This is a genomic window from Pseudomonas sp. GD04019, assembly GCF_029837695.1.
Classification (GTDB): domain Bacteria; phylum Pseudomonadota; class Gammaproteobacteria; order Pseudomonadales; family Pseudomonadaceae; genus Aquipseudomonas.
In genome coordinates this window covers 42,339-63,133 of record NZ_JAOEEA010000013.1, presented here as the reverse complement: position 1 = coordinate 63,133, position 20,795 = coordinate 42,339, and the positions used below count along the sequence as shown (strand labels likewise).

Below are 20,795 nucleotides of genomic sequence, written 5' to 3'. Positions count from 1 at the left end.
ATGGAAGAGCATTCTCTTCACTCTTCGTATCGCGAAAAACTGATTGAACACCTGCTGATTGGGGAGTTGTTGAAATGCTCTTGGAAGCTCAAGGATTGCAGTCTTGAAATTTCCAAGCCAGAAGTAGACCGCTCAGGCTACGACCTCATAGCTGAAGCCAATGGCTATATCAGGCATATCCAACTCAAGGCATCGTTTGTCGGCTCAACGACTGCGCAACAAAAAATCCATATCGCGCTAGCCGGAAAGCCATCGGGATGCGTGGTTCTGGTTTATTTCAATAAGGACACTCTGGAGCTAGGCCCTTTCTTGTTTTTCGGTGCTGGGCCAGGCCAACCATTACCTTGTTTGGAAACTCTCAGGGTTGCCAGACACACCAAAGGCAATGCAGAAGGCGTCAAAGCCGAAAGGCCAAATATTCGCGTGTTGAATAAGGGACTGTTCGAAAAGTTCGAGAATATCGAAGGCTTATACAGTCGGCTATTCGGTATGGCTGAGAGTCTCCAGTCCCCTAAACTCGATCCCTGAGCGAGCTGTGTCCACACAGTTTTGCTCTGTCGCTGTGCCTGTCCGTGTCAGGGCTCGCCACCTACACTGAGTTTTTGATCCAGAGGTAGTGGTGATGGCCCGGCAGGGACGGTTGTTCGCGATGGCGTGCCTGGTGCTGGCCATGGCCCTGTGGGGCAGTTCCTTCATCGCCCTCAAATTCGCCTTCGCCGAGCTGCCGCCGATGTGGGTGATCTTCGGTCGCATGGCCCTGGGCAGCCTGGTGTTCCTGCTGGCCTGGCGCTGGCGTGGGCGCCTCGACTACCGGCCTGGTGACTGGCGCTACCTGCTGGCCCTGGCGGCCTGCGAGCCCTGCCTGTATTTCATCTTCGAGGCCCTGGCCTTGCAGCACACCAGCGCCACCCAGGCCGGCATGATCACCGCGCTGCTGCCACTGCTGGTGGCCATGGGCGCGTTCCTCTTTCTGCATGAGCGCGTGGCCAGAAGCACCTGGGCCGGCTTCCTCCTGGCGGTGGTCGGGGCGATCTGGCTGAGCCTGGCCAGCGAGGCGGACTCCCATGCGCCGGCGCCGCTGCTGGGCAACTTCTACGAATTCGTCGCCATGCTCTGCGCCACTTGCTACACGCTGCTGCTGAAATTCCTTTCCGAGCGCTACTCGCCGTTCATCCTCACGGCCATGCAGGCCTTCATCGGTTCGCTGTTCTTCCTGCCGCTGGCACTGGTCACCGAGCCGTTGCCGAGCCAGTTCAGCCTGCTGGGCGTCGGTTCGGTGGTCTACCTTGGCGTGGTGGTCACGGTCGGTGCCTACGGCCTGTACAACTTCGGCGTCAGCCGCCTGCCGGCCAGCCAGGCGTCGGGCTTCACCAACCTGCTGCCGGTGTTCACCCTGATCTTCGCCGCGCTGCTGCTGGGCGAGAGCCTGACGCCCGCGCAATACGCCGCCGCGGCCCTGGTGTTCGTCGGCGTGGCGTTGAGCCAGTGGCGCAGCGCCGCGCCGGCACCTGCCGGCATTCTCGATTGAGGACACAAGCATGACCGATACACGCCAGTGGACCCGCGAGGCGGTGCGCATCATCGAGGCGGACTTCCAGCGCAGCGCCGATACCCACCTGATTCCCCTGGCGCTGCCGGGTCTGCCGGGTGTCGAGCTGTACTTCAAGGACGAATCCAGCCACCCCACCGGCAGTCTCAAGCACCGCCTGGCCCGCTCGCTGTTCCTCTACGCGCTGTGCAATGGCTGGCTCAAGCCCGGCGCGCCGGTGATCGAGGCTTCCAGCGGCTCCACCGCCATCTCCGAGGCCTATTTCGCTCGGCTGCTGGGGTTGCCCTTTATCGCGGTGGTGCCCGCCAGCACGGCCAAGGAGAAGCTGGCGCAGATCGCCTTCTACGGCGGCCAGGCGCACCTGGTCGACGATCCCACGCTCATCCACGCCGAGTCCGTGCGTTTGGCTGGCGAGACCGGTGGCCACTTCATGGACCAGTTCACCTACGCCGAGCGCGCCACCGACTGGCGGGCGAACAACAATATTGCCGAGTCGATCTTCCAGCAGATGCGCCATGAGCGTTTCCCCGAGCCGGCCTGGCTGGTGTCCAGCCCCGGCACCGGCGGCACCCTGGCCACCCTGGGCCGCTACGTGCGCTACCGCCAGTACGCCACTCGCGTGCTGTGCGCCGACGCCGAGCGCTCGGTGTTCTTCGACAGCTACGTCAGCGGCGACCGCAGCCTGACCCTGGACTGCGGATCGCGCATCGAGGGCATCGGCCGGCCACGGGTCGAGCCGTCGTTCATGCCCCAGGTGCTGGATGCCATGTGCAAGGTGCCGGATGCGCTGTCGCTGGCCGCCATGCATTACCTGGCACGGCGCCTCGGCCGGCGCGTCGGCGCGTCCAGCGGCACCAACCTGATCGGCGCGCTGCTGGCGGCGCGGCAGATGGTCGAGGCCGGCCAGAGCGGCTCGGTGGTGACCATCCTCTGCGACGGCGGCGAGCGCTACGCCACCAGCTACTACTGCGACACCTGGCTGGCGCAGCAGGGCTACGACCTGACGCCGCTGGTCGAGGCGGTGGCGGCCTGCGTCGAGCGCGGCGCGGCGCTGCCGGATTTCCCTCGGAGCGGACTGTGAGCGAGACCTTCACCAGTCGCCCGGCGCGGCCCGAGGACATCCCGGCCATGGCCGTGTTCATCTTCGAACACGGCCCCAATCCCTGGAACTACCTGCCGCAGGACGCCGTGCTGGCGCACCTGCAGGGCATCGCCGAGGGCTCGGTACAGGCCGTGCTGGCGGAGCAGACAGGTGGTGCGCTGGCCGGCTTCGTTACCTTCCTGGCCAGCAGCAACTTCGAGCGCTATCAGCCGGCCGAGCGTCGCGATCTGCCCCAGGGCTATATCGGCGAGGCTGTGGTGCACCGCGAGCTGGCCGGGCGCGGCCTGGGCAGTCGCCTGCTCGGCGAGGCGATAGAGCGTTTGAGTGCCCGGGGCATTCGCGACATCTACATCGAACGTCACGAGGAGAACGCCGGCTCGGCGGGGATGATGCGCAAGGCCGGCTTCGTCGAGGTGGAAACCTTTCCCGACCCACAGCGGCGCGGCGCCGGTTCACGCCGCACCACGCTGTGCTACCTGCGGGTCAGCTAGCCAGGCTGCACCGGCACGGTACGATTCGGCTCCAGTGGCTTGAGCCAGGTCTGCAGCACATCCAGCATGCGGTTGGCGAAGGCCCACTCGTTGTCGTACCAGGCCAGCACCTTGACCAGGTTGCCGCCCTGCACCCGGGTGTGGTTGAGGTCGACCACGCAGGACACCGGGTAGCCGTTGAAGTCGGCGGACACCAGCGGCAGGTCGTTGCACTCCATCACGCCGAGCGGTAGCTGACGCGCAGCCTTCTGCAGGATGTCGTTGATCGCCTCGCGGCTGGTCGGGTGTTCGCTGGTGAAGGTCAGGTCGAGCAACGATACGTTGGCGGTCGGCACTCGCACCGCCATGCCGTCCAGGCGGCCTTCCAGCTCCGGAATGACCAGGCCGATGGTCTTCGCCGCGCCGGTGGCGGTGGGAATCATCGACAGCGCGGCGGCACGGGCGCGATAGAGGTCGTTGTGGGTCTTGTCGAGCAGGTTCTGGTCGTTGGTGTAGGCGTGCACCGTGGTCATCAGCCCCTGCTTGATGCCCACCGCGGTGTGCAGCACCTGGGCCAGCGGCGCCAGGCAGTTGGTGGTGCAGGAGGCGTTGGAGACGATCTGCTGGTTGCCCAGCAGGTGATGGTTGACGCCGTAGACCACGGTCAGGTCGGCCGTCTCCAGCGGGTGCGAGAGCAGCACGCGTGGCGCCCCGGCGGTCAGGTGCTGCTCGGCGAGGATGCGCTTCTTGGCCTTGCCGGTGCAGTCCACCACCACGTCCACCGCCAGCTGCTTCCACGGCAGCTGGATGAAGTCCTTGTGGCTGATCAGGCGGATCGACTGGCCGCGCACCTGCATCACGTCTTCATGGATATCCACCTGGCCGAGAAAGCGGCCAAAGGTGGAGTCGAAACGGGTCAGGTGGGCGAGGGTGGTGAAATCGCCGGTCTCGTTGATCGCCTCGACGTGCAGCTGGCTTTCCAGCCCGCGTTCGAACAAGGCGCGCAGCAGGGCGCGACCGATGCGCCCGTATCCGTTCAGGGCAATACGCAGCATGGCAGTCTCCGACTGTCTGGGTCCGTCTTCAGCATAGGCGGCCCAGACGCCTCACGAAAGCGAGGCGGGGGCTGCTCAGCGGTTGCGCGCACCACCCAGGGACGCGCAGCCGCGCTGCACTTCGCCATTCAGGCGCAGCTCGGCGCTGAGGTGCTGCACCGCGCCGCTCATGCTGTCCACGCAGCGTTGCGGCGCCAGCCACAGTTCCAGGCGCTGGCCATTGGCCTCGCTGCTGAGGCTGAAGCTGCCGTTGGGTAGCTGTTCTTCCAGATAGGGTACGGCCAGCGGCTCCTGGCTCGGGCGCAGCAGCACCAGGCCCTGTTCGCCGACGCCCAGGCTCCAGTCCGGCTCATGGCCGCTGGCGCGCAGCAGCAGGCGGTCGAAGCCCGGCTCGTTGCAGGCCGGGCCTTCGCCCTGCAGGCGGTAGACCTCATCCAGGCGCAGTTCGCCGTCCAGGCCCGCCTGCTTGGTCGCCACCGGCCAGCCGCGCAGATCGACGAACAGGCTGTCGTTGCCGTCGGCCAGCAGCCCGCTGGCGTCACGCATGATGTCGCTGCTGCCGTCGTTGATCAGGGCGATTCTGCGTTGCTCGCCGCAGGGCTGGAGAATCAGCTGGCCCTGTTCCAGGACCAATTGGCCCTGCAGGCGCTGGACCGGGGTAGGGGGCGTGGCGTCGTACACTTCGAACAGCTGGCAACCGGCGAACAGCGGCAGCAGGGCGGCGAACAACAGCGAACGGGCGTGGGTCATCGATGGCTCTCCTTGCGAGTGCGGCAAACTTACCCAGCCCGGGCCGCCAGCTCAAGTTCGGAAACATGCTGCAGCTTGTATAGTCGGGCCCATGGAGCCATCCTCAAAGGCGAGACCGCCCCGAGTGTGACCATGGATAGAAGCACGGGCTCTGGCCTGTCATTCGCCAAACGCATCTACCTGCCCCGTGGCATCGGCCTGGGCATCGGCTTCTTCTGCGTGGCTTTCGCGCTCTGGCCGCTGCGCCCGGCGCCCTGGCTGTGGGGGTTGCTGGTGTTCAACGGCTTCCTCTGGCCGCACCTGGCCTACCAGCTCGCACGCCTGTCCGCCACGCCCTACAAGACCGAGCGGCGCAGCCTGCTGATCGACTCGGTGTTCGGCGGCTTCTGGGCGGCGACCATGCAGTTCAACGTGCTGCCGACCGTGACCATCCTGGCGATGATGGCGATGAACAACATCGCCGCCGGTGGCGCGCGCTTCTTCCTCAATGGCAGCCTGGCCATGCTCGCCGGCATCGGCCTGGCCATGCTGCTGTTCGGCCCGGCGTTCAATCCCGATACCAGCATGCCGCAGCTGTATGCCTGCCTGCCGATGCTGATCCTCTATCCGCTGGCGCTGGGCTGGGTCAGCTATCGCCTGAGCATCAAGCTGGCCGAGCACAAGCAGGCCCTGCGCGCGGCCAGCCGCACCGACAGCCTGACCCGTCTGTTCAACCACGGCTACTGGAAGGATCTGCTGCAGAGCGAGTTCATCAAGTGCCGCGGTGGCCAGCAGCGCGCCACGGTGGCACTGATCGACGTGGACCACTTCAAGCAGATCAACGACCAGTACGGCCATCTGGTCGGCGACAGCGTGCTGCGCCTGCTCAGCGAGAAGCTGGTGCTGAGTCTGCGCCAGGAGGACATGGCCGGGCGCTACGGTGGCGACGAGTTCTGCGTGATCCTGCCCAACACTCCGCCAGTGCTGGCAGGTGAAGTGATGGAGCGCCTGCGCCAGGAACTCGCCGAGATCCGCAGCCCGCTGGCGCCGGAGCTGCGCATTACCCTCAGCATCGGTCTGGCCGGCTACAGCCCGTTCCAACTGGACGCCACCCAGTGGCTCAACGCCGCTGACCAGGCCCTCTACCAGGCCAAGAGCCGTGGCCGCGACCGGGTGGTGACCGCCAGCGAAACCCTGGTCGCCACCGACGAGGAGCAGCAGGCCTACCCGGGCGCCTGAGTTCCCAGCGCGCGCCGGTCGTGGCAGGCTAGTGGCCTTTTCTACCTCGCACGGAATCGCCCCATGTCCAGCGCCACCGAAGGCTTCGAGCCGCTCAACGCCACCGAGGTCCGCATCCTCGGCTGCCTGATCGAGAAGCAGGCCACCACGCCGGAAACCTACCCGCTGACCCTCAACTCCCTGGTCCTGGCGTGCAACCAGAAGACCAGCCGCGAGCCGCTGATGAACCTCACCGAGGGCCAGGTCGGCCAGGCCCTGCGTGCCCTCGAGGGGCGTGGCCTGACCCGTCTGGTGATGGGCGGTCGCGCCGACCGCTGGGAGCATCGGGTGGACAAGGGGCTGGAACTGGTCAAACCGCAGCAGGCGCTGCTCGGCCTGCTGTTCCTGCGCGGGCCGCAGACCATCAACGAACTGCTTACTCGTAGCAACCGCCTGTATCAGTTCGAGGATGGCGCCGAAGTGCAGCACCAGCTGGAACGCCTGATCGGCCGCGAGCTGGCCTGCCTGCTGCCACGCCTGAGCGGTCAGCGCGAGGATCGCTACATGCACCTGCTGGGCGAGGCGGCTGATCTGGAGGCCCTGCTAGCGGCGCGCCAGGCCGATGCACCGGTCCGTAGCGCCAGCGACGATGGTCGCATCGCCGAACTGGAGGCGCGCATCGCCGCCCTGGAAGAGCGCCTGGCGCGCCTGGAGGGTGAGGCATGAGCCTGCTCGACGACCTGCGCAGCGCGGACATGCTGCTGATCGACGGCCTGCACGCCTGGCAGTTCGAGCTGGACGAACAGGCCCAGGCCGAGCAGGTGCAACTCAGCATCGAATGCATGGATGGGCGCACCCGCCGCGTGTGGACGTTCAGTGCCGCGGCGGTGGCTGCCGCCACGGCGGGTGCCGAAGCGGGCAGCTGGCGCATCGCGGGTGCCGAGGGCGAGCACGAGCTGGTCTGCCTGGGCGCCATCAGCGCCGACAATGATGATCAGGATGATGACCCGGACCAGGTGGACTAAGCGATGATCCGCTGCAAGCGGGTATACGAGCCGATCGACGCCGCCGATGGCGAGCGGGTGCTGGTCGATCGTCTATGGCCGCGCGGCTGCAAGAAGGAGAACCTGGGCCTGAGCGCCTGGCTCAAGGAGGTGGCGCCGTCGGATGCCCTGCGCAAGGGCTTCTGCCACGATCCGGCGCTGTTCGACGAGTTCCGCCTGCTCTACCGCGGCGAGCTGGCGGCCCATCCCGAGCACTGGCAGGGCCTGCTGGCCATGGCGGAGCGCGGCACCCTGCCCCTGCTGTTTGCCGCTCGTGAAGAGCGCCTCAACAACGCCCAGGTGCTGGCCGAATTCCTCGAAGAAGAGCTGGAGCGGCGCGGGCCGTCCAGCTCACCGGTGTGCTACGCCGACTAGAACACGCCGGAGTCGTTGCACACCAGTTCGTCGTTCTCGGAAATCGCGTAGCAGATCATGCCCTCTTCCTTGAACGGCAGCTGCAGCACATAGCCCGGCTTGCCGTTGACCAGCGTGCCCTGCTTGTCCTTGGTGGGGGTGATGTTCACGGTATTGCCGTTGTCCCAGATCCACTCACTGTGAAAGTACTGGTCGGTGGCCGCGCAGGTGGTCACCGCGCATGCGCCCTGGCCCTTCAGCTCGCCCTGCTTGTAGTAGTAACAGGTGCCGCGGCCTTCGCCGCAGCCGGCGTGGGCGGTGCCTGCAAGCATGGTCAGAAGTAATGTGATGCCGAGTTTGCGCATGGGGAAGATCCTTTTCCGGTGAGTCCATAGATTCAGTGTTTGTGCGGCTGCCAGGCAGATGATGTGGTTCACACGCGAGTCCTTGCAGAGGTTTCCCAGAAACTTTTCAGCCCATTGAGTCGCTGCCGCACAACGATTCTGAAATAGCAGGCTGCGATCGGCTCGATGACAAAACTCAGCCAATGAGGTCTGGTCGTGAGGGTGTAGCGGAAGCGTGTCAGTGTCAGCCCAGGCTCGGGTTCCTGAAATATCCAGGAGCCGGCGAAGCTACGAAGGAACCACGGACCTTCAAGCATAGTGATCGCTGCACGCTGGCATGGTTTGACCTGGACGAATTCGACCAGCATGCGCATGCCGAGCTTGGATCGGATCAATACACGGTTACCGATCTCTAGTCGCTCACTGTTACCGGAAACGACCTCGATATGGTCAGGAAAGGGGTCCCAGTCGTAGCGCACGGAGTAATCTTGCGAAACGTCGTATACCTGTGCGATCGGTGCTTGGATGATCAATTGATATTCGATCATCGGCATGTCTGCTGGTCTCCGGGTTGTTTTCGATAGCGATATAGCGCCAGCGCAGCCAGGCAGATCACCAGCTCGGCGATAAAGCTCCAGTGCAGGAGGAAATTCAGCCACCAGGGCTGGAAGCGCGCCGGCACGCTGAACAGCGCGTATGCATGGTCATGGAAGGGTGCCAGCCACCATATATCGCCGACGAAGCTGTCCAGCAGCATGTGCAGCATGCCGCCGAGAGCGAATGCCAGGGCGGCGCCGGCCGCGGCGCTGCTGCGCCTGAGGCCCAGCCAAATGGCACTGAGCAGCGCCAGGCCGAGCCAAAGCAGCGGCCAGTGGGTGAAATACCTGTGATGGTGGGTCTGGCGGCCATCAACCAGGTAGAAATACAGAAGATCCAGATCGGGTAGGGTTGCGCCGATGACGCATGCCAGCAGGATGACCGGCGAGCGGCGGATGCGCTGCAGCAATACTCCGAGCAGATAGCCTGAGGGGGCATGCGCGATAAACATGCTCAGTTCTCCAAGGCCTGCAGATTGCCCGCATAGCTGAACAGCAGGCCCAGCCAGGGCAGGGTAAAGGAAACGGAGAACCGATACTGCTCGTTCTCGATGTGCTTGTAGGCTTCGGAGCGGGGCGGCAGCCAGCCGGGTAATGGTCTACCAAGGAAGAGCATGCGCCGCTGCTGCCAATGCCAGCCGCCATCGAGGATCCGTACACCCAGTTCCAGGGACAGCTTGCCGGTGCTCTCCAGCCAGTAGCCGTCGGGAAAGTGCCCATGAGGTACGAAGGTGGAGTTCATGCTCTGCCCACCGGCGAAGCGGCGATTCCAGAACAGGCATGCAGCGGAGTGGCGAATGTCTACGCGCATCTCGCAGCGCTGGCTGGCCGCGGGGAGCCCCAGTTTCTTCGCCAGGCGGCGGCCGAGCAGGCCGGCTAGACCCCGGCCGTAGCGCACCTCTACTTCGCCCGTCAGTTCGCCGCCTTCCCGGTGAAGGCGCTGCAGCATTGGGTGCAGTTCGGTGAAGTGCTCGCCGAACCAGTTGGTGACGGAGTTACCTTCCATGGGCTCTGTTCCTTGAGTGAGCTTGCCGAGGTGTTCCTTTGTTGGCCGCGATTGTTCATTCGCTCGGCCGGGTGGGCAAGTGCCACTGGCATAGAAAAGCCGCCTCGCGGGCGGCTTTTCTTCAACGCGACTGGCTCAGGCTTTGTCACGCGCCATGCAGGCCGCGGCGGTGAACAGCACGTCGGTGGAGGAGTTCAGCGCGGTCTCGGCGCTGTCCTGCAGGATGCCGATGATGAAGCCGATGGCGACCACCTGCATCGCCACTTCGCTGGGGATGCCGAACAGGCTGCAGGCCAGCGGGATCAGCAGCAGCGAGCCGCCGGCCACGCCGGAGGCGCCGCAGGCGCAGACGGCCGAGACCACGCAGAGCAGGATGGCGGTGGGCAGGTCGACCTGGATATTCAGGGTGTGCGCCGCGGCCAGGGTCAGTACGCTGATGGTGATGGCGGCGCCGGCCATGTTGATGGTGGCGCCCAGCGGGATGGACACCGAGTAGGTGTCTTCGTGCAGGCCCAGGCGTTCGGCAAGCTGCAGGTTGACCGGCACGTTGGCCGCCGAGCTGCGGGTGAAGAAGGCGGTGATGCCGCTTTCGCGCAGGCAGGTGAACACCAGCGGATAGGGGTTGCGGCGAATCTGGCTGAAGACGATCAACGGGTTGACCACCAGGGCGACGAACAGCATGCAGCCGACCAGTACGGCGAGCAGGTGGGCGTAGCCGAGCAGGACCTTGAGGCCAGCGTCGGCGAAGGTGGTGGCGACCAGGCCGAACACGCCGAGCGGGGCGAAGCGGATCACTACCTTGACGATCAAGGACACGCCGTTGGCCAGGTCGGCGAATACCGCGCGGGTGGTGTCGCTGCCGTGGCGGATGGCGATGCCGATACCGATGGCCCAGGCCAGGATGCCGATGAAATTGCCCTTGAGCAGGGCGTTGACCGGGTTGTCGACCATGCTCAGCACCAGGCTCTTGAGTACCTCGGCGATGCCGCCGGGCGGGGTGCTGCCACTGGCTGCCTCGTGCAGCACCAGGAAGGACGGCCACAGGCTGCTGGCGATCACCGCGACGATGGCGGCGGCCAGGGTGCCGACCAAGTACAGCATCAGGATCGGGCGGATGTGGGTGGGCTGGCCCGGCTTGTGGTTGGCGATGGCCGAGGCCACCAGGATGAACACCAGCACTGGCGCCACGGCTTTCAGCGCGGAGATGAACAGGCTGCCGAGGAAGCCGACTTCATCGGTGGCCTGCGGGGCGAGGAGGGCGAGAAGTATGCCGGCGACCAGGCCTATGGCGATCTGGGCGACCAGGCTGGTGCGGTTGCAGAGTGCTACGAGTGGACGAAGGATCATGGGGTGTCGTTCCTGAGTTTCGACGGGGGCGCCGGTGGGCGGTCCCGCAGCTGGCAGGCCGGGTTTGCCGGCTGCCGATTTCCGGAGGCCCAGCGGATACGATAGGCGCAGAAAAGAGGCGGCGATTCTAAAGGCTCGGCCGGATGAGTGGTGGCCTTTGGTCAGCTGAAATGAAAACGGCCCGCGAGGGGCCGTTTCGTTCAGGCCAGGCGTATCAACCGCCGAGGTAGGCGTCGCGCACCTTCGGGTCGACCAGCAGGTCCGCACCGGTGCCTTGCATGACGATGCGGCCGTTCTCCAGCACATAGGCGCGGTCGGCCAGCTTGAGCGCTTGGTTGGCGTTCTGCTCGACCAGGAACACGGTCACACCATCCTTGCGCAGCTGTTCGATGATGTCGAAAATCTGCTGGATGATGATCGGCGCCAGGCCCAGGGACGGCTCGTCGAGCAGCAGCAGCTTGGGCTTGCTCATCAGCGCGCGGCCGATGGCGAGCATCTGCTGCTCGCCGCCGGACATGGTGCCGGCGCGCTGGGCGAAGCGCTCCTTGAGGCGCGGGAACAGCTGCAAGACCTTGTCCAACTGCTCCTGGTTGTCGCCCTTGCTGCCGAAGAAGCCACCCATGGCCAGGTTTTCTTCGACGGTCAGGCGGGAGAACACGCGGCGGCCTTCCGGCACCACGGCGATGCTCTTGCGCATGATGTCGCAGGATTCCTGGCCGACCAGCTCCTCACCCATGTAGCGGATGCTGCCGCTGGCCGCGCGCGGCGAGCCGCACAGGGTCATCAGCAGGGTCGACTTGCCGGCACCGTTGGCGCCGATCAGGGTGACGATCTCACCCTGTTCCACGTCGATGCTGACGTTGTGCAGGGCCTGGATCTTGCCGTAGAAGGTGGAGACGTTGTTGAAATTCAGCATGCTTACGCCTCCCCCAGATAGGCTTTGATCACGTCCGGGTTGTTGCGGATCTGCTCCGGCGTGCCGTCGGCCAGGGGAGTGCCCTGGTTGATCACGTAGATGTGGTCGGAGATGCTCATGACCAGGTGCATGTCGTGCTCGATCAGCAGCACGGTCACGTCATGGTCGTTGCGCAGCATGCCGATCAGCTGCTTGAGATCCTCGGTTTCCTTGGGGTTGAGGCCGGCGGCCGGCTCGTCGAGCATGAGGATGCGCGGGCGCGTCATCATGCAGCGGGCGATTTCCAGGCGGCGCTGCTGACCGTAGGCCAGGGTGCCGGCCGGGCGGTTGGCCACGTCGGTGAGGTTCACTTCTTCCAGCCAGTGCGCCGCGTACTCCATGGCCGCCTTCTCGCTGCGGCGGAAGTTCGGGGTCTTCAGCAGGCCGGCGAGGAAGTTGGTGTTGAGGTGGCGATGCTGGGCGACCAGCAGGTTCTCCACCGCGGTCATTTCCTTGAACAGACGAACGTTCTGGAAGGTACGCACCACGCCCTTGTGGGCGATCTTGTGGCCCGGCAGGTGTTGGATCGGCTCGTCGTCGAGCAGGATCACGCCACCGGTGGGCTGGTAGAAGCCGGTCAGGCAGTTGAACACGGTGGTCTTGCCGGCGCCGTTCGGGCCGATCATCGAGACCACCTGCTTGGGTTGCACGGTCAGGGCGACATTGTTGACGGCCAGCAGGCCGCCGAAGCGCATGGTCAGCCCGCTGACTTCAAGAATCGGGCGGCTCATGGTTTCAACTCCAGGTGCGGGCGTTGCATGGGCAGCAGGCCCTGCGGACGCCAGATCATCATCAGCACCATCAGGGCGCCGAAGAACAACATGCGGTATTCGCTGAACTCACGCATCAGCTCGGGCATGAGGATCATCACCACGGCGGCGAGGATGATGCCCAGCTGCGAGCCCATGCCACCCAGCACGACGATGGCGAGGATGATCGCCGACTCGATGAAGGTGAACGACTCCGGAGTCACCAGGCCCTGGCGCGCGGCGAAGAAGCTGCCGGCGAAACCGGCGAAGCAGGCACCGAGGGTGAAGGCGGAGAGCTTGATCACGGTGGGGTTCATGCCCAGCGCGCGGCAGGCGATCTCGTCTTCGCGCAACGCTTCCCAGGCGCGGCCGATCGGCATGCGCAGCAGGCGGTTGATCACGAACAGGGTCAGCAGCACCAGCAGCAGGGCGATCAGGTAGAGGAAGATCACCTTGTTGATCGAGTTGTAGGCGACGCCGAAGAACTCGTGGAAGGTCTGCATGCCCTCGGCGGCGCGGCGCTCGAACGACAGGCCGAACAGGGTCGGTTTGTCGATGTTGCTGATGCCGTTGGGGCCCCCGGTCAGCTCGGTCATGTTGCGCAGCAGGATGCGGATGATCTCGCCGAAACCGAGGGTGACGATGGCCAGGTAGTCGCCGCGCAGGCGCAGCACCGGGAAGCCGAGGATGAAGCCGAAGAACGCCGCCATCAGGCCGGCGATCGGCAGGCAGATCCAGAAGCCCAGACCGTAGTAGTGCGACAGCAGCGCGTAGCTGTAGGCGCCCACGGCGTAGAAGCCGACGTAACCCAGATCGAGCAGGCCGGCCAGGCCCACCACGATGTTCAGGCCGAGGCCGAGCATCACGTAGATCAGGATCAGGGTGGCGATGTCGACGGCGCCGCGGCTGCCGAAGAACGGCCAGGCCAGGGCGACCACGACCAGGCCGAGGATGATCCAGCGCTGGGTGGAGGGCAGGGTGAGGAAGTTGCTGGCCCCGGCCGGCAGCTTCGGCACGCTGGGCGCGCTGGCCCAGGCGGCGGAGAGACGGTCGCGGAACAGCTGCCAGAAGAACATGAACACGGCCACGGCGGCGATGGTCCACAGCACGGCCGGGCTGGCGCCGTGCACTTCCAGCTTGATGCCGACGGTGGTCAGTTTCAGGCCGAGTACCGGGTAGGCCACTGCCAGCACCAGCAGGGCGCTGAAGAAGGCGGTCTTGAGGTTCTTGGTCATCATACTTTCTCGACCTCCGGGCGGCCGAGGATACCGGTCGGGCGGAACAGCAGTACCAGCACCAGGAGGCTGAAGGCCACCACGTCCTTGTACTGGTCACCGAAGATATCGGCGCCGAAGGCTTCGGCCACACCGAGCACCAGGCCGCCGAGCATGGCGCCGGGGATGCTGCCGATACCACCGAGCACCGCGGCGGTGAACGCCTTGATGCCGGCGAGGAAGCCGATGTGCGGATTGATCACCCCGTATTGCATGCCGAGCAGCACCGCGGCCACGGCGGCCAGAGTGGCGCCGATGACGAAGGTCAGGGCGATGATGTTGTTGGTGTTGATGCCCAGCAGGTTGGCCATCTTGATGTCCTCGGCGCAGGCGCGGCAGGCGCGGCCCAGGCGGGACTTGGAGATGAACATGGTGAGGCCGTACATCACCGCGATGGTGACGATGAAGATCAGCACCTGCATGTAGGAGATCACCACACCGTTCATGGTGCTCTCGCCGAACACGAAGTTGCCGGGGATCAGGTTGGGGATGGCCTTGTCCTTGGAATCCTGGGCGAGCAGTACTTCGTTCTGCAGGAAGATCGACATGCCGATGGCGGAGATCAGCGGGATCAGGCGGTTGCTACCGCGCAATGGCCGGTAGGCCACCCGTTCGATGCTGTAGCCGTAGGCACTGGCGACGATGATGCTGGCGGCGAAGGCGCCGATGATCAGCAGGGGGAGACTGTCGAGACCCATCATGGTGAGCCCGGCGATGACGATGAAGGCTACGTACGAGCCAATCATGTACACCTCGCCGTGGGCGAAGTTGATCATGCCGATGATGCCGTAGACCATGGTGTAGCCGATGGCGATCAGGGCGTAGGTGCTGCCAACGGTCAGACCGTTAACCAGCTGTTGCAGATAATGATAGAGCTCAGGCATTACCTAACTCCTCGGCGCGTTCCGTGAAGCGGCGCTTGTGACGCGACGGATGGCCGGAAAACTCAATAAAACAAAGCCCACTGCTCGCGCAGTGGGCTTTGGGTTCAGGCGGGAAGCTTACTTGGCTTCGGTTTTGGTACCGTCCTGGTGCCACTCGTAGACAACGAAGCTGAAGTCCTTCAGGTCACCCTTGTCGTCGAAGCCCAGGGTGCCGGTCGGGGTGTCGAAGGTATTGGCGCGTAGTGCGGCGGCTACCTTGGTGGTGTCATCTTCGCCGGCTTTCTTGATGCCTTCGGCGATGACCTGTACGGCGGCGTAGGCCGGGAACACGAACGGGCCGCTCGGGTCCTGGTTCTTGGCCTTGAAGGCCTCGACCAGAGCCTGGTTCTTCGGATCCTGGTCGAAGGACTTCGGCAGGGTCACCAGCAGGCCTTCGGAAGCCGGGCCGGCGATGGCGGAGATTTCTTTGTTACCCACGCCTTCCGGACCCATGAACTTGACCTTCAGGCCTTTCTCAGAAGCCTGGCGCAGCAGCAGGCCCAGTTCCGGGTGGTAGCCGCCGTAGTAGACGAAGTCGACGTTGGCTTGCTTGAGTTTGGAGATCAGGGCGGAGAAGTCCTTGTCGCCGGCGTTGATGCCTTCGAACAGGGCGACTTTGGTGCCTTTGCCTTCCAGGGTCTGCTTGACCGCGGTAGCGATGCCTTCGCCGTACTGCTGCTTGTCGTGAACGACGGCAACGGTCTTCGGCTTGACGTGGTCGGCAATGAAGTTGCCGGCGGTCGGGCCTTGCAGGCTGTCCAGGCCGATGGTGCGGAACACCAGCTGGTAGCCGCGAGCGGTGATGTCCGGGCTGGTGGAGGCCGCGGTAATCATCAGAATGCCTTCGTCTTCGTAAATGTCGGACGCTGGCTGAGTGGAGCTGGAGCACAGGTGGCCAACGACGTATTTCACTTCGTCGTTGACGATCTTGTTGGCTACGGCAACGGCTTGTTTCGGATCGCAGGCGTCGTCGTATTTCACGCCTTCGAGCATCGCGCCGTTCACCCCGCCGGCCTTGTTGATCTGCTCGATGGCCATCTCGGCACCGATGAACTGCATTTCGCCGTACTGGGCGACGGCACCGGTCACCGGACCGGCCAAAGCGATCTTGATGGTGTCAGCAGCCATCGAATAGCTGGCAGCGCCGGCCAGGGCCATAACGGCGAACAGCTTGGTAACTTGGTTGGTAGCCTGTTTCATAGTGCTCCACTCTTTATGTGTTTATCGTTTTTGTAATCCATGCGGCCAAAAGCTGCAGGACCGGTAAAAGTACCCGGTCACACCCCCCGGCAACTGTACCGGCACAGTGTAGAACTCTGTTTTGCGGCTTGAAAAGCGCACATGTGGAGGCGTGATGGGGTGGTGTCGCTTGGTTGAAATAAACGTACAGAATAACGGCGCGTCTTGTGGTGACTGGGAGGTCCTTCTGCCGGTGTGTGGTCGGGTTTCTAGCTTGCCTGGTGAGGGACGGTCGTTATCATGGCGCCCGTCTTCCCCAACCGTGTGTTTTCTACACAGAGCAAGTCATGACAGAACAACCTAGCACCCTCTATGCCAAGCTGCTTGGCGAAACGGCCAAGATTTCCTGGCAGGAGCTGCAACCCTTCTTTGCCCGTGGCCAACTGCTGTGGGTCGGTGTCGCCATGGACCTGGTGGAAGTCGCGCAGGCCGTGGCCGAAGATGATCGTGCCCAGGTCGCCGCGTGGCTGCAGGCCGGGCAAGTGGCCAAGGTAGAGGAGACGCTGGCGCAGGATTTCCTCGCGCGCGATCCGGAGCTGTGGGCCGTGGTGGTGTCACCTTGGGTACTGATTCAGGAGCGCGGCGCTGGTGCGTCGGTGCACTGATCGGGGGCCGTTGTGCTTGGCGATGCTGGTCTAGAATGAAGTCTTCGACCAGCAAGGAGAGGCATCATGTTTGAACCGGGGCATCTACATAGAGCCAGTCTGCCTGGCCAGATCGACTTTGCAGTGGACCTGTTCTACGAGGTTCGCCGCGATCCGAAGGAGGGGCCGATGATGCACTTCCGCATGGAAGGGCATATCGCCGGCAAAGCGTTCAAGGACGAGTTCGAGCTGCACCGTGACACCGCCTTCAACTTCGCCAGCGTGGCCACCCGCATCGCGGCCAAGCACGGTCTGCCGACCAACCACTCGCTGATCATGCGTGGCCACGACGAGTTCGACCGGATGTTCGAGGACATCCGCGACAAGCTGGGCGCCAAGCCCGGGGAGGCGGTGGACTTCGATCACCTGGAGCGAGACGGCCTCTGATCGTGCCGCCTTGGAATGAAGGAGAAGGAGGCCCCGCCGATGCGGGGCTTCTTCTTTATTAGCGAGCGGCGGTTGCTGTCAGGGCTCGGGAAAACCACCGAGTAACGAAAAGCCCTGGATGAGAGTCCGGCAGGCAACAAAAAAGCCCCAGGCTTTCACCTAGGGCTTTTGGATTTGGCTCCGCGACCTGGACTCGAACCAGGGACCCAATGATTAACAGTCATTTGCTCTACCGACTGAGCTATCGCGGAACAGCGGTGCGTATCCTACTGATTAAAAAGGGGAAGTCAACACCCGCAGGGCGACTTCCGCAATTCCTCTCAGAGCACCTGAACGATGGCGCGGGTGACGGCGTCCAGGTTGCTGCGGTTCAGCGCGGCCACGCAGATACGCCCGGTGCTGACGGCGTAAATGCCGAACTCGCTGCGCAGGCGCTCCACCTGCTCGGCGGTCAGGCCGGAGTAGGAGAACATGCCGCGCTGACGGGCGACGAAGGCGAAGTCGCGCTTGGCGCCTTGGGCGGCCAGTTGCTCGACCATGGCCAGGCGCATGTCGCGGATGCGCTGGCGCATCTCGCCCAGCTCCTGCTCCCACAGGGCGCGCAGCTCGGGGCTGTTGAGCACGCTGGCGACCACGGTGGCACCATGGGTCGGCGGGTTGGAGTAGTTGGTGCGGATCACGCGCTTGGCTTGCGACAGCACGCGGCCGGCTTCTTCCTTGCTGGCGGTGACGATGGATAGCGCGCCGACCCGCTCGCCATACAGCGAGAAGGACTTGGAGAAGGAGCTGGACACGAAGAACGGCAGGCCGGACTCGGCGAACAGGCGCACGGCGAAGGCGTCCTGGTCGATGCCCTCGCCAAAGCCCTGGTAGGCGATGTCGAGGAAGGGCACGTGCTCGCGTTCGCGCAGAACTTCCAGCACCGCTTTCCAGTCATCCAGAGAGAGGTCGACGCCAGTCGGGTTGTGGCAGCAGGCGTGCAGTACCACGACGGAGCGGGCCGGCAGGGCCTTGAGGTCTTCCAGCAGGCCGGCGCGGTTCACGCCATTGGTGGCGGCGTCGTAGTAGCGATAGTTCTGCACCGGGAAGCCGGCGGACTCGAACAGCGCGCGGTGGTTTTCCCAGCTCGGATCGCTGATGGCGACCACGGCGTTGGGCAGCAGGCGCTTGAGGAAGTCGGCGCCGGTCTTCAGCGCGCCGGTACCGCCAACGGCCTGGGTGGTGACCACGCGGCCTTCGGCCAGCAGGGCGGAATCCGCGCCGAACAGCAGTTTCTGCACGGCGCTGTCGTAGGCGGCGATGCCTTCGATCGGCAGGTAGCCACGCGGTGCGTGGGCTTCGATGCGAGCCTTCTCGGCTTCGGCGACGGCGCGCAGCAGCGGAATTCGACCTTCCTCGTTGTAGTACACGCCTACACCCAGGTTGACCTTGGTGCTGCGGGTATCGGCATTGAAGGCTTCATTCAGGCCCAGGATCGGGTCGCGCGGCGCCATTTCGACGGCGGAGAACAGACTCATGATTGCGGCGGTCTCGGAGAGGAGAAGGTGGGAACCGGCAACACCCTGCACGGAAACGGGCTAGGGGTTGCATGAACGGGCCGCTATTATAGCGGCCCAGGTTGTGCGCGGCGACAGCGCCAGCGCGCATTCACAAGCTATGACGCCCGCGGTTGCGCCGCGTCACAGTGGCATCGTGAGGTCGACCATGTCGGAGTTTCAGCTCGTCACCCGCTTCAAGCCCGCCGGCGACCAGCCGGAGGCCATCCGCCAGATGGTCGAGGGCCTGGAGGCCGGCCTGTCGCACCAGACCCTGCTGGGGGTGACCGGTTCGGGCAAGACCTTCAGCATCGCCAACGTGATTGCCAAGGTGCAGCGCCCGACCCTGGTGCTGGCGCCGAACAAGACCCTGGCCGCGCAGCTCTACGGCGAATTCAAGAGCTTCTTCCCGAACAACTCGGTCGAGTATTTCGTTTCCTACTACGACTACTACCAGCCGGAGGCCTATGTGCCGGCCTCCGACACCTTCATCGAGAAGGACTCCTCGATCAACGACCACATCGAGCAGATGCGCCTGTCGGCGACCAAGGCGCTGATCGAGCGGCCGGATGCGATCGTGGTGGCCACCGTTTCCTCCATCTATGGCCTGGGTAGCCCGGAGGAGTACCTGAAGATGGTCCTGCACGTGGATCGGGGCGACAAAATGGACCAGCGCGCGCTGCTGCGCCGCCTAGCCGACCTGCAGTACACGCGCAACGACATGGACTTCGCCCGCGCCACCTTCCGCGTGCGCGGCGATGTGATCGACGTGTTCCCGGCCGAATCGGACCTGGAGGCGATCCGTGTCGAGCTGTTCGACGACGAGGTGGAGAGCCTGTCGGCCTTCGATCCGCTGACCGGCGAGGTGATCAAGAAGTTGCCGCGCTTCACCTTCTATCCCAAGAGTCACTACGTGACCCCGCGCGAGACGCTGCTCGGCGCGGTGGAGAACATCAAGGCCGAGCTGAAGGAGCGCCTGGACTACCTGCGCACCAACAACAAGCTGGTCGAGGCCCAGCGCCTGGAGCAGCGCACCCGCTTCGACCTGGAGATGATCCTCGAACTGGGCTACTGCAACGGCATCGAAAACTACTCGCGCTACCTATCCGGGCGCGCTCCGGGCGAGCCGCCACCCACCCTGTACGACTACCTGCCGCCGGAGTCGCTGCTGGTGATAGACGAGTCCCACGTCACCGTCCCGCAGATCGGTGCCATGTACAAGGGCGACCGCTCGCGCAAGGAAACCCTGGTGGAGTACGGCTTCCGCCTGCCCTCGGCACTCGACAACCGGCCGATGCGCTTCGAGGAGTGGGAGGCGGCCAGCCCGCAGACCATCTTCGTTTCCGCTACGCCGGGCAACTACGAAGGCGAGCATGCCGGGCGGGTGATCGAGCAGGTGGTGCGGCCCACCGGCCTGGTCGACCCGGAAGTGGAGGTGCGCCCGGCGCGCACCCAGGTCGACGACCTGCTCTCGGAGATCCGCAAGCGCGTGGCCGTCGAGCAGCGCGTGCTGGTCACCACCCTGACCAAGCGCATGGCCGAGGACCTCACCGACTACCTGGCCGACCACGACGTCAAGGTGCGCTACCTGCACTCGGACATCGACACGGTGGAGCGGGTGGAGATCATCCGCGACTTGCGTACCGGTGCCTTCGACGTGCTGGTGGGTATCAACCTGCTGCGCGAAGGCCTGGACATGCCCGAGGTGTCGCTGGTGGCGATCCTCGATGCGGACAAGGAAGGCTTCCTGCGCAGCGAGCGCTCGCTGATCCAGACCATCGGCCGCGCCGCGCGCAACCTGCACGGCCGGGCGATTCTCTACGCCGACAATATGACCGGCTCGATGCAGCGGGCGATCGGCGAGACCGACCGGCGCCGCGAGAAGCAGCTGGCCTTCAACGCGGCCAACGGCATCGTGCCGAAAGGCGTGACCAAGGACATCAAGGACATCCTCGAAGGCGCCGTGGTGCCGGGTGCGCGCAGCAACAAGCGCAAGGCTGCGGCCAAGGCGGCGGAGGAGAGCGCCCGCTACGAGGCCGAGCTGCGCTCGCCGAGCGAGATCACCAGGCGCATCCGCCAGTTGGAAGAGAAGATGTACCAGCTGGCCCGCGACCTGGAATTCGAGGCCGCCGCGCAGCTGCGCGACGAGATCCAGAAGCTGCGTGACCGGCTGTTGCAGGTCTGAACTCTTGGTAGCCCGGATGCAAGCTGGGGTGCAGGCGATGCGGCCTCCCGGATTGCATCCGGGCTACATGGCTGTTGTCGTAGGGCGGGTG

24 protein-coding genes and 1 tRNA gene are annotated in these 20,795 nt (G+C 64.5%); 11 read left to right on the top strand and 14 right to left on the bottom strand.

Going from position 1 to position 20,795, the window contains the following annotated elements:
* From N7607_RS19310 to N7607_RS19295, 4 genes are all read left to right on the top strand, one after another.
* Complete coding sequence (locus N7607_RS19310) at positions 1 to 528, top strand: hypothetical protein (protein ID WP_279865142.1); 528 nt, start codon at positions 1 to 3, stop codon at positions 526 to 528.
* Positions 529 to 622: 94 nt separating this feature from the next.
* Complete coding sequence (locus tag N7607_RS19305) at positions 623 to 1,528, top strand: DMT family transporter (protein ID WP_279865144.1); 906 nt, start codon at positions 623 to 625, stop codon at positions 1,526 to 1,528.
* A gap of 10 nt (positions 1,529 to 1,538) precedes the next feature.
* Positions 1,539 to 2,630, top strand: a complete 1,092-nt coding sequence (locus N7607_RS19300) for a PLP-dependent cysteine synthase family protein (protein WP_279865145.1) — start codon at positions 1,539 to 1,541, stop codon at positions 2,628 to 2,630.
* A complete protein-coding gene (locus tag N7607_RS19295) occupies positions 2,627 to 3,142 on the top strand; it encodes a GNAT family N-acetyltransferase (protein WP_279865146.1) in 516 nt (171 codons plus the stop codon). The genes N7607_RS19300 and N7607_RS19295 overlap by 4 nt, the downstream gene beginning before the upstream one ends.
* Here N7607_RS19295 and gap read toward each other — a convergent pair.
* Together gap and N7607_RS19285 are read right to left on the bottom strand one after the other, a co-directional pair.
* The gene (gap, locus tag N7607_RS19290) at positions 3,139 to 4,176 is read right to left on the bottom strand and encodes a type I glyceraldehyde-3-phosphate dehydrogenase (protein ID WP_279865147.1); all 1,038 of its coding nucleotides are present in this window, start codon (positions 4,174 to 4,176) and stop codon (positions 3,139 to 3,141) included. The genes N7607_RS19295 and gap overlap by 4 nt on opposite strands.
* A gap of 75 nt (positions 4,177 to 4,251) precedes the next feature.
* On the bottom strand, positions 4,252 to 4,926 hold the full coding sequence (locus N7607_RS19285) for a hypothetical protein (protein ID WP_279865148.1): 675 nt from the start codon (positions 4,924 to 4,926) through the stop codon (positions 4,252 to 4,254).
* Between the two features lie 132 nt (positions 4,927 to 5,058).
* Here N7607_RS19285 and N7607_RS19280 point away from each other — a divergent pair, with 132 nt between their 5' ends.
* The 4 genes from N7607_RS19280 (at position 5,059) to N7607_RS19265 (ending at position 7,541) form a co-directional block, all read left to right on the top strand.
* The gene (locus N7607_RS19280; RefSeq protein WP_279865149.1) at positions 5,059 to 6,144 is read left to right on the top strand and encodes a diguanylate cyclase; all 1,086 of its coding nucleotides are present in this window, start codon (positions 5,059 to 5,061) and stop codon (positions 6,142 to 6,144) included.
* 63 nt (positions 6,145 to 6,207) lie between these two features.
* Positions 6,208 to 6,849, top strand: a complete 642-nt coding sequence (locus N7607_RS19275) for a DUF480 domain-containing protein (RefSeq protein WP_279865150.1) — start codon at positions 6,208 to 6,210, stop codon at positions 6,847 to 6,849.
* Positions 6,846 to 7,148 (top strand): DUF5629 family protein, encoded by a 303-nt coding sequence (locus N7607_RS19270; RefSeq protein WP_279865151.1) that lies wholly within the window; start codon positions 6,846 to 6,848, stop codon positions 7,146 to 7,148. Before N7607_RS19275 ends, N7607_RS19270 begins: the two co-directional genes overlap by 4 nt.
* 3 nt (positions 7,149 to 7,151) lie before the next feature.
* Positions 7,152 to 7,541: a DUF488 family protein gene (locus N7607_RS19265; protein ID WP_279865152.1), complete on the top strand. Its 390-nt coding sequence runs from the start codon at positions 7,152 to 7,154 to the stop codon at positions 7,539 to 7,541.
* On the opposite strand, the gene N7607_RS19260 is transcribed toward N7607_RS19265, so the two are convergent.
* The 10 genes from N7607_RS19260 to N7607_RS19215 all read right to left on the bottom strand — a co-directional run bounded on the left by N7607_RS19260 (position 7,538) and on the right by N7607_RS19215 (position 15,914).
* The gene (locus tag N7607_RS19260) at positions 7,538 to 7,885 is read right to left on the bottom strand and encodes a hypothetical protein (RefSeq protein ID WP_279865153.1); all 348 of its coding nucleotides are present in this window, start codon (positions 7,883 to 7,885) and stop codon (positions 7,538 to 7,540) included. The two genes, N7607_RS19265 and N7607_RS19260, sit on opposite strands and share 4 nt — an antisense overlap.
* Positions 7,886 to 7,953: 68 nt before the next feature.
* Positions 7,954 to 8,418, bottom strand: a complete 465-nt coding sequence (locus N7607_RS19255; RefSeq protein WP_279865154.1) for an SRPBCC family protein — start codon at positions 8,416 to 8,418, stop codon at positions 7,954 to 7,956.
* Positions 8,409 to 8,912, bottom strand: coding sequence for a metal-dependent hydrolase (locus N7607_RS19250; RefSeq protein ID WP_279865155.1), 504 nt, complete (start codon positions 8,910 to 8,912; stop codon positions 8,409 to 8,411). Before N7607_RS19250 ends, N7607_RS19255 begins: the two co-directional genes overlap by 10 nt.
* Before the next feature lie 2 nt (positions 8,913 to 8,914).
* The gene (locus N7607_RS19245) at positions 8,915 to 9,466 is read right to left on the bottom strand and encodes a DUF4166 domain-containing protein (RefSeq protein ID WP_279865156.1); all 552 of its coding nucleotides are present in this window, start codon (positions 9,464 to 9,466) and stop codon (positions 8,915 to 8,917) included.
* Positions 9,467 to 9,601: 135 nt separating this feature from the next.
* Positions 9,602 to 10,813, bottom strand: a complete 1,212-nt coding sequence (gene sstT / locus N7607_RS19240) for a serine/threonine transporter SstT (RefSeq protein ID WP_279865157.1) — start codon at positions 10,811 to 10,813, stop codon at positions 9,602 to 9,604.
* 214 nt (positions 10,814 to 11,027) lie between these two features.
* Positions 11,028 to 11,729: an ATP-binding cassette domain-containing protein gene (locus N7607_RS19235; protein ID WP_279865158.1), complete on the bottom strand. Its 702-nt coding sequence runs from the start codon at positions 11,727 to 11,729 to the stop codon at positions 11,028 to 11,030.
* Positions 11,730 to 11,731: 2 nt separating this feature from the next.
* A complete protein-coding gene (gene livG / locus N7607_RS19230) occupies positions 11,732 to 12,499 on the bottom strand; it encodes a high-affinity branched-chain amino acid ABC transporter ATP-binding protein LivG (RefSeq protein WP_137972504.1) in 768 nt (255 codons plus the stop codon).
* Complete coding sequence (locus N7607_RS19225) at positions 12,496 to 13,752, bottom strand: high-affinity branched-chain amino acid ABC transporter permease LivM (protein WP_279865160.1); 1,257 nt, start codon at positions 13,750 to 13,752, stop codon at positions 12,496 to 12,498. The genes livG and N7607_RS19225 overlap by 4 nt, the downstream gene beginning before the upstream one ends.
* Positions 13,752 to 14,675 (bottom strand): high-affinity branched-chain amino acid ABC transporter permease LivH, encoded by a 924-nt coding sequence (gene livH, locus N7607_RS19220; RefSeq protein ID WP_279865162.1) that lies wholly within the window; start codon positions 14,673 to 14,675, stop codon positions 13,752 to 13,754. Before livH ends, N7607_RS19225 begins: the two co-directional genes overlap by 1 nt.
* Positions 14,676 to 14,792: 117 nt before the next feature.
* Positions 14,793 to 15,914, bottom strand: a complete 1,122-nt coding sequence (locus tag N7607_RS19215) for a branched-chain amino acid ABC transporter substrate-binding protein (RefSeq protein ID WP_279865163.1) — start codon at positions 15,912 to 15,914, stop codon at positions 14,793 to 14,795.
* 326 nt (positions 15,915 to 16,240) lie between these two features.
* Between N7607_RS19215 and N7607_RS19210 the strand changes: the two genes are divergently transcribed.
* A complete protein-coding gene (locus tag N7607_RS19210; RefSeq protein WP_279865164.1) occupies positions 16,241 to 16,558 on the top strand; it encodes a DUF2288 domain-containing protein in 318 nt (105 codons plus the stop codon).
* A gap of 66 nt (positions 16,559 to 16,624) precedes the next feature.
* On the top strand, positions 16,625 to 16,984 hold the full coding sequence (locus N7607_RS19205; protein WP_279865165.1) for a DUF5064 family protein: 360 nt from the start codon (positions 16,625 to 16,627) through the stop codon (positions 16,982 to 16,984).
* A gap of 175 nt (positions 16,985 to 17,159) precedes the next feature.
* Here the strand turns inward: N7607_RS19205 and N7607_RS19200 are convergent.
* Both N7607_RS19200 and N7607_RS19195 read right to left on the bottom strand, forming a co-directional pair.
* Positions 17,160 to 17,235, bottom strand: a tRNA-Asn gene (locus N7607_RS19200).
* 69 nt (positions 17,236 to 17,304) lie between these two features.
* Entirely contained in the window at positions 17,305 to 18,501 is a 1,197-nt protein-coding gene (locus tag N7607_RS19195) for an aspartate/tyrosine/aromatic aminotransferase (protein WP_279865166.1), read from the bottom strand.
* 187 nt (positions 18,502 to 18,688) lie between these two features.
* Here N7607_RS19195 and uvrB point away from each other — a divergent pair, with 187 nt between their 5' ends.
* Positions 18,689 to 20,704 carry an excinuclease ABC subunit UvrB gene (gene uvrB / locus N7607_RS19190; protein WP_279865167.1) on the top strand — a complete coding sequence of 672 codons (2,016 nt, stop codon included), beginning with the start codon at positions 18,689 to 18,691 and terminating at the stop codon, positions 20,702 to 20,704.
* Positions 20,705 to 20,795 lie beyond the last annotated feature (91 nt).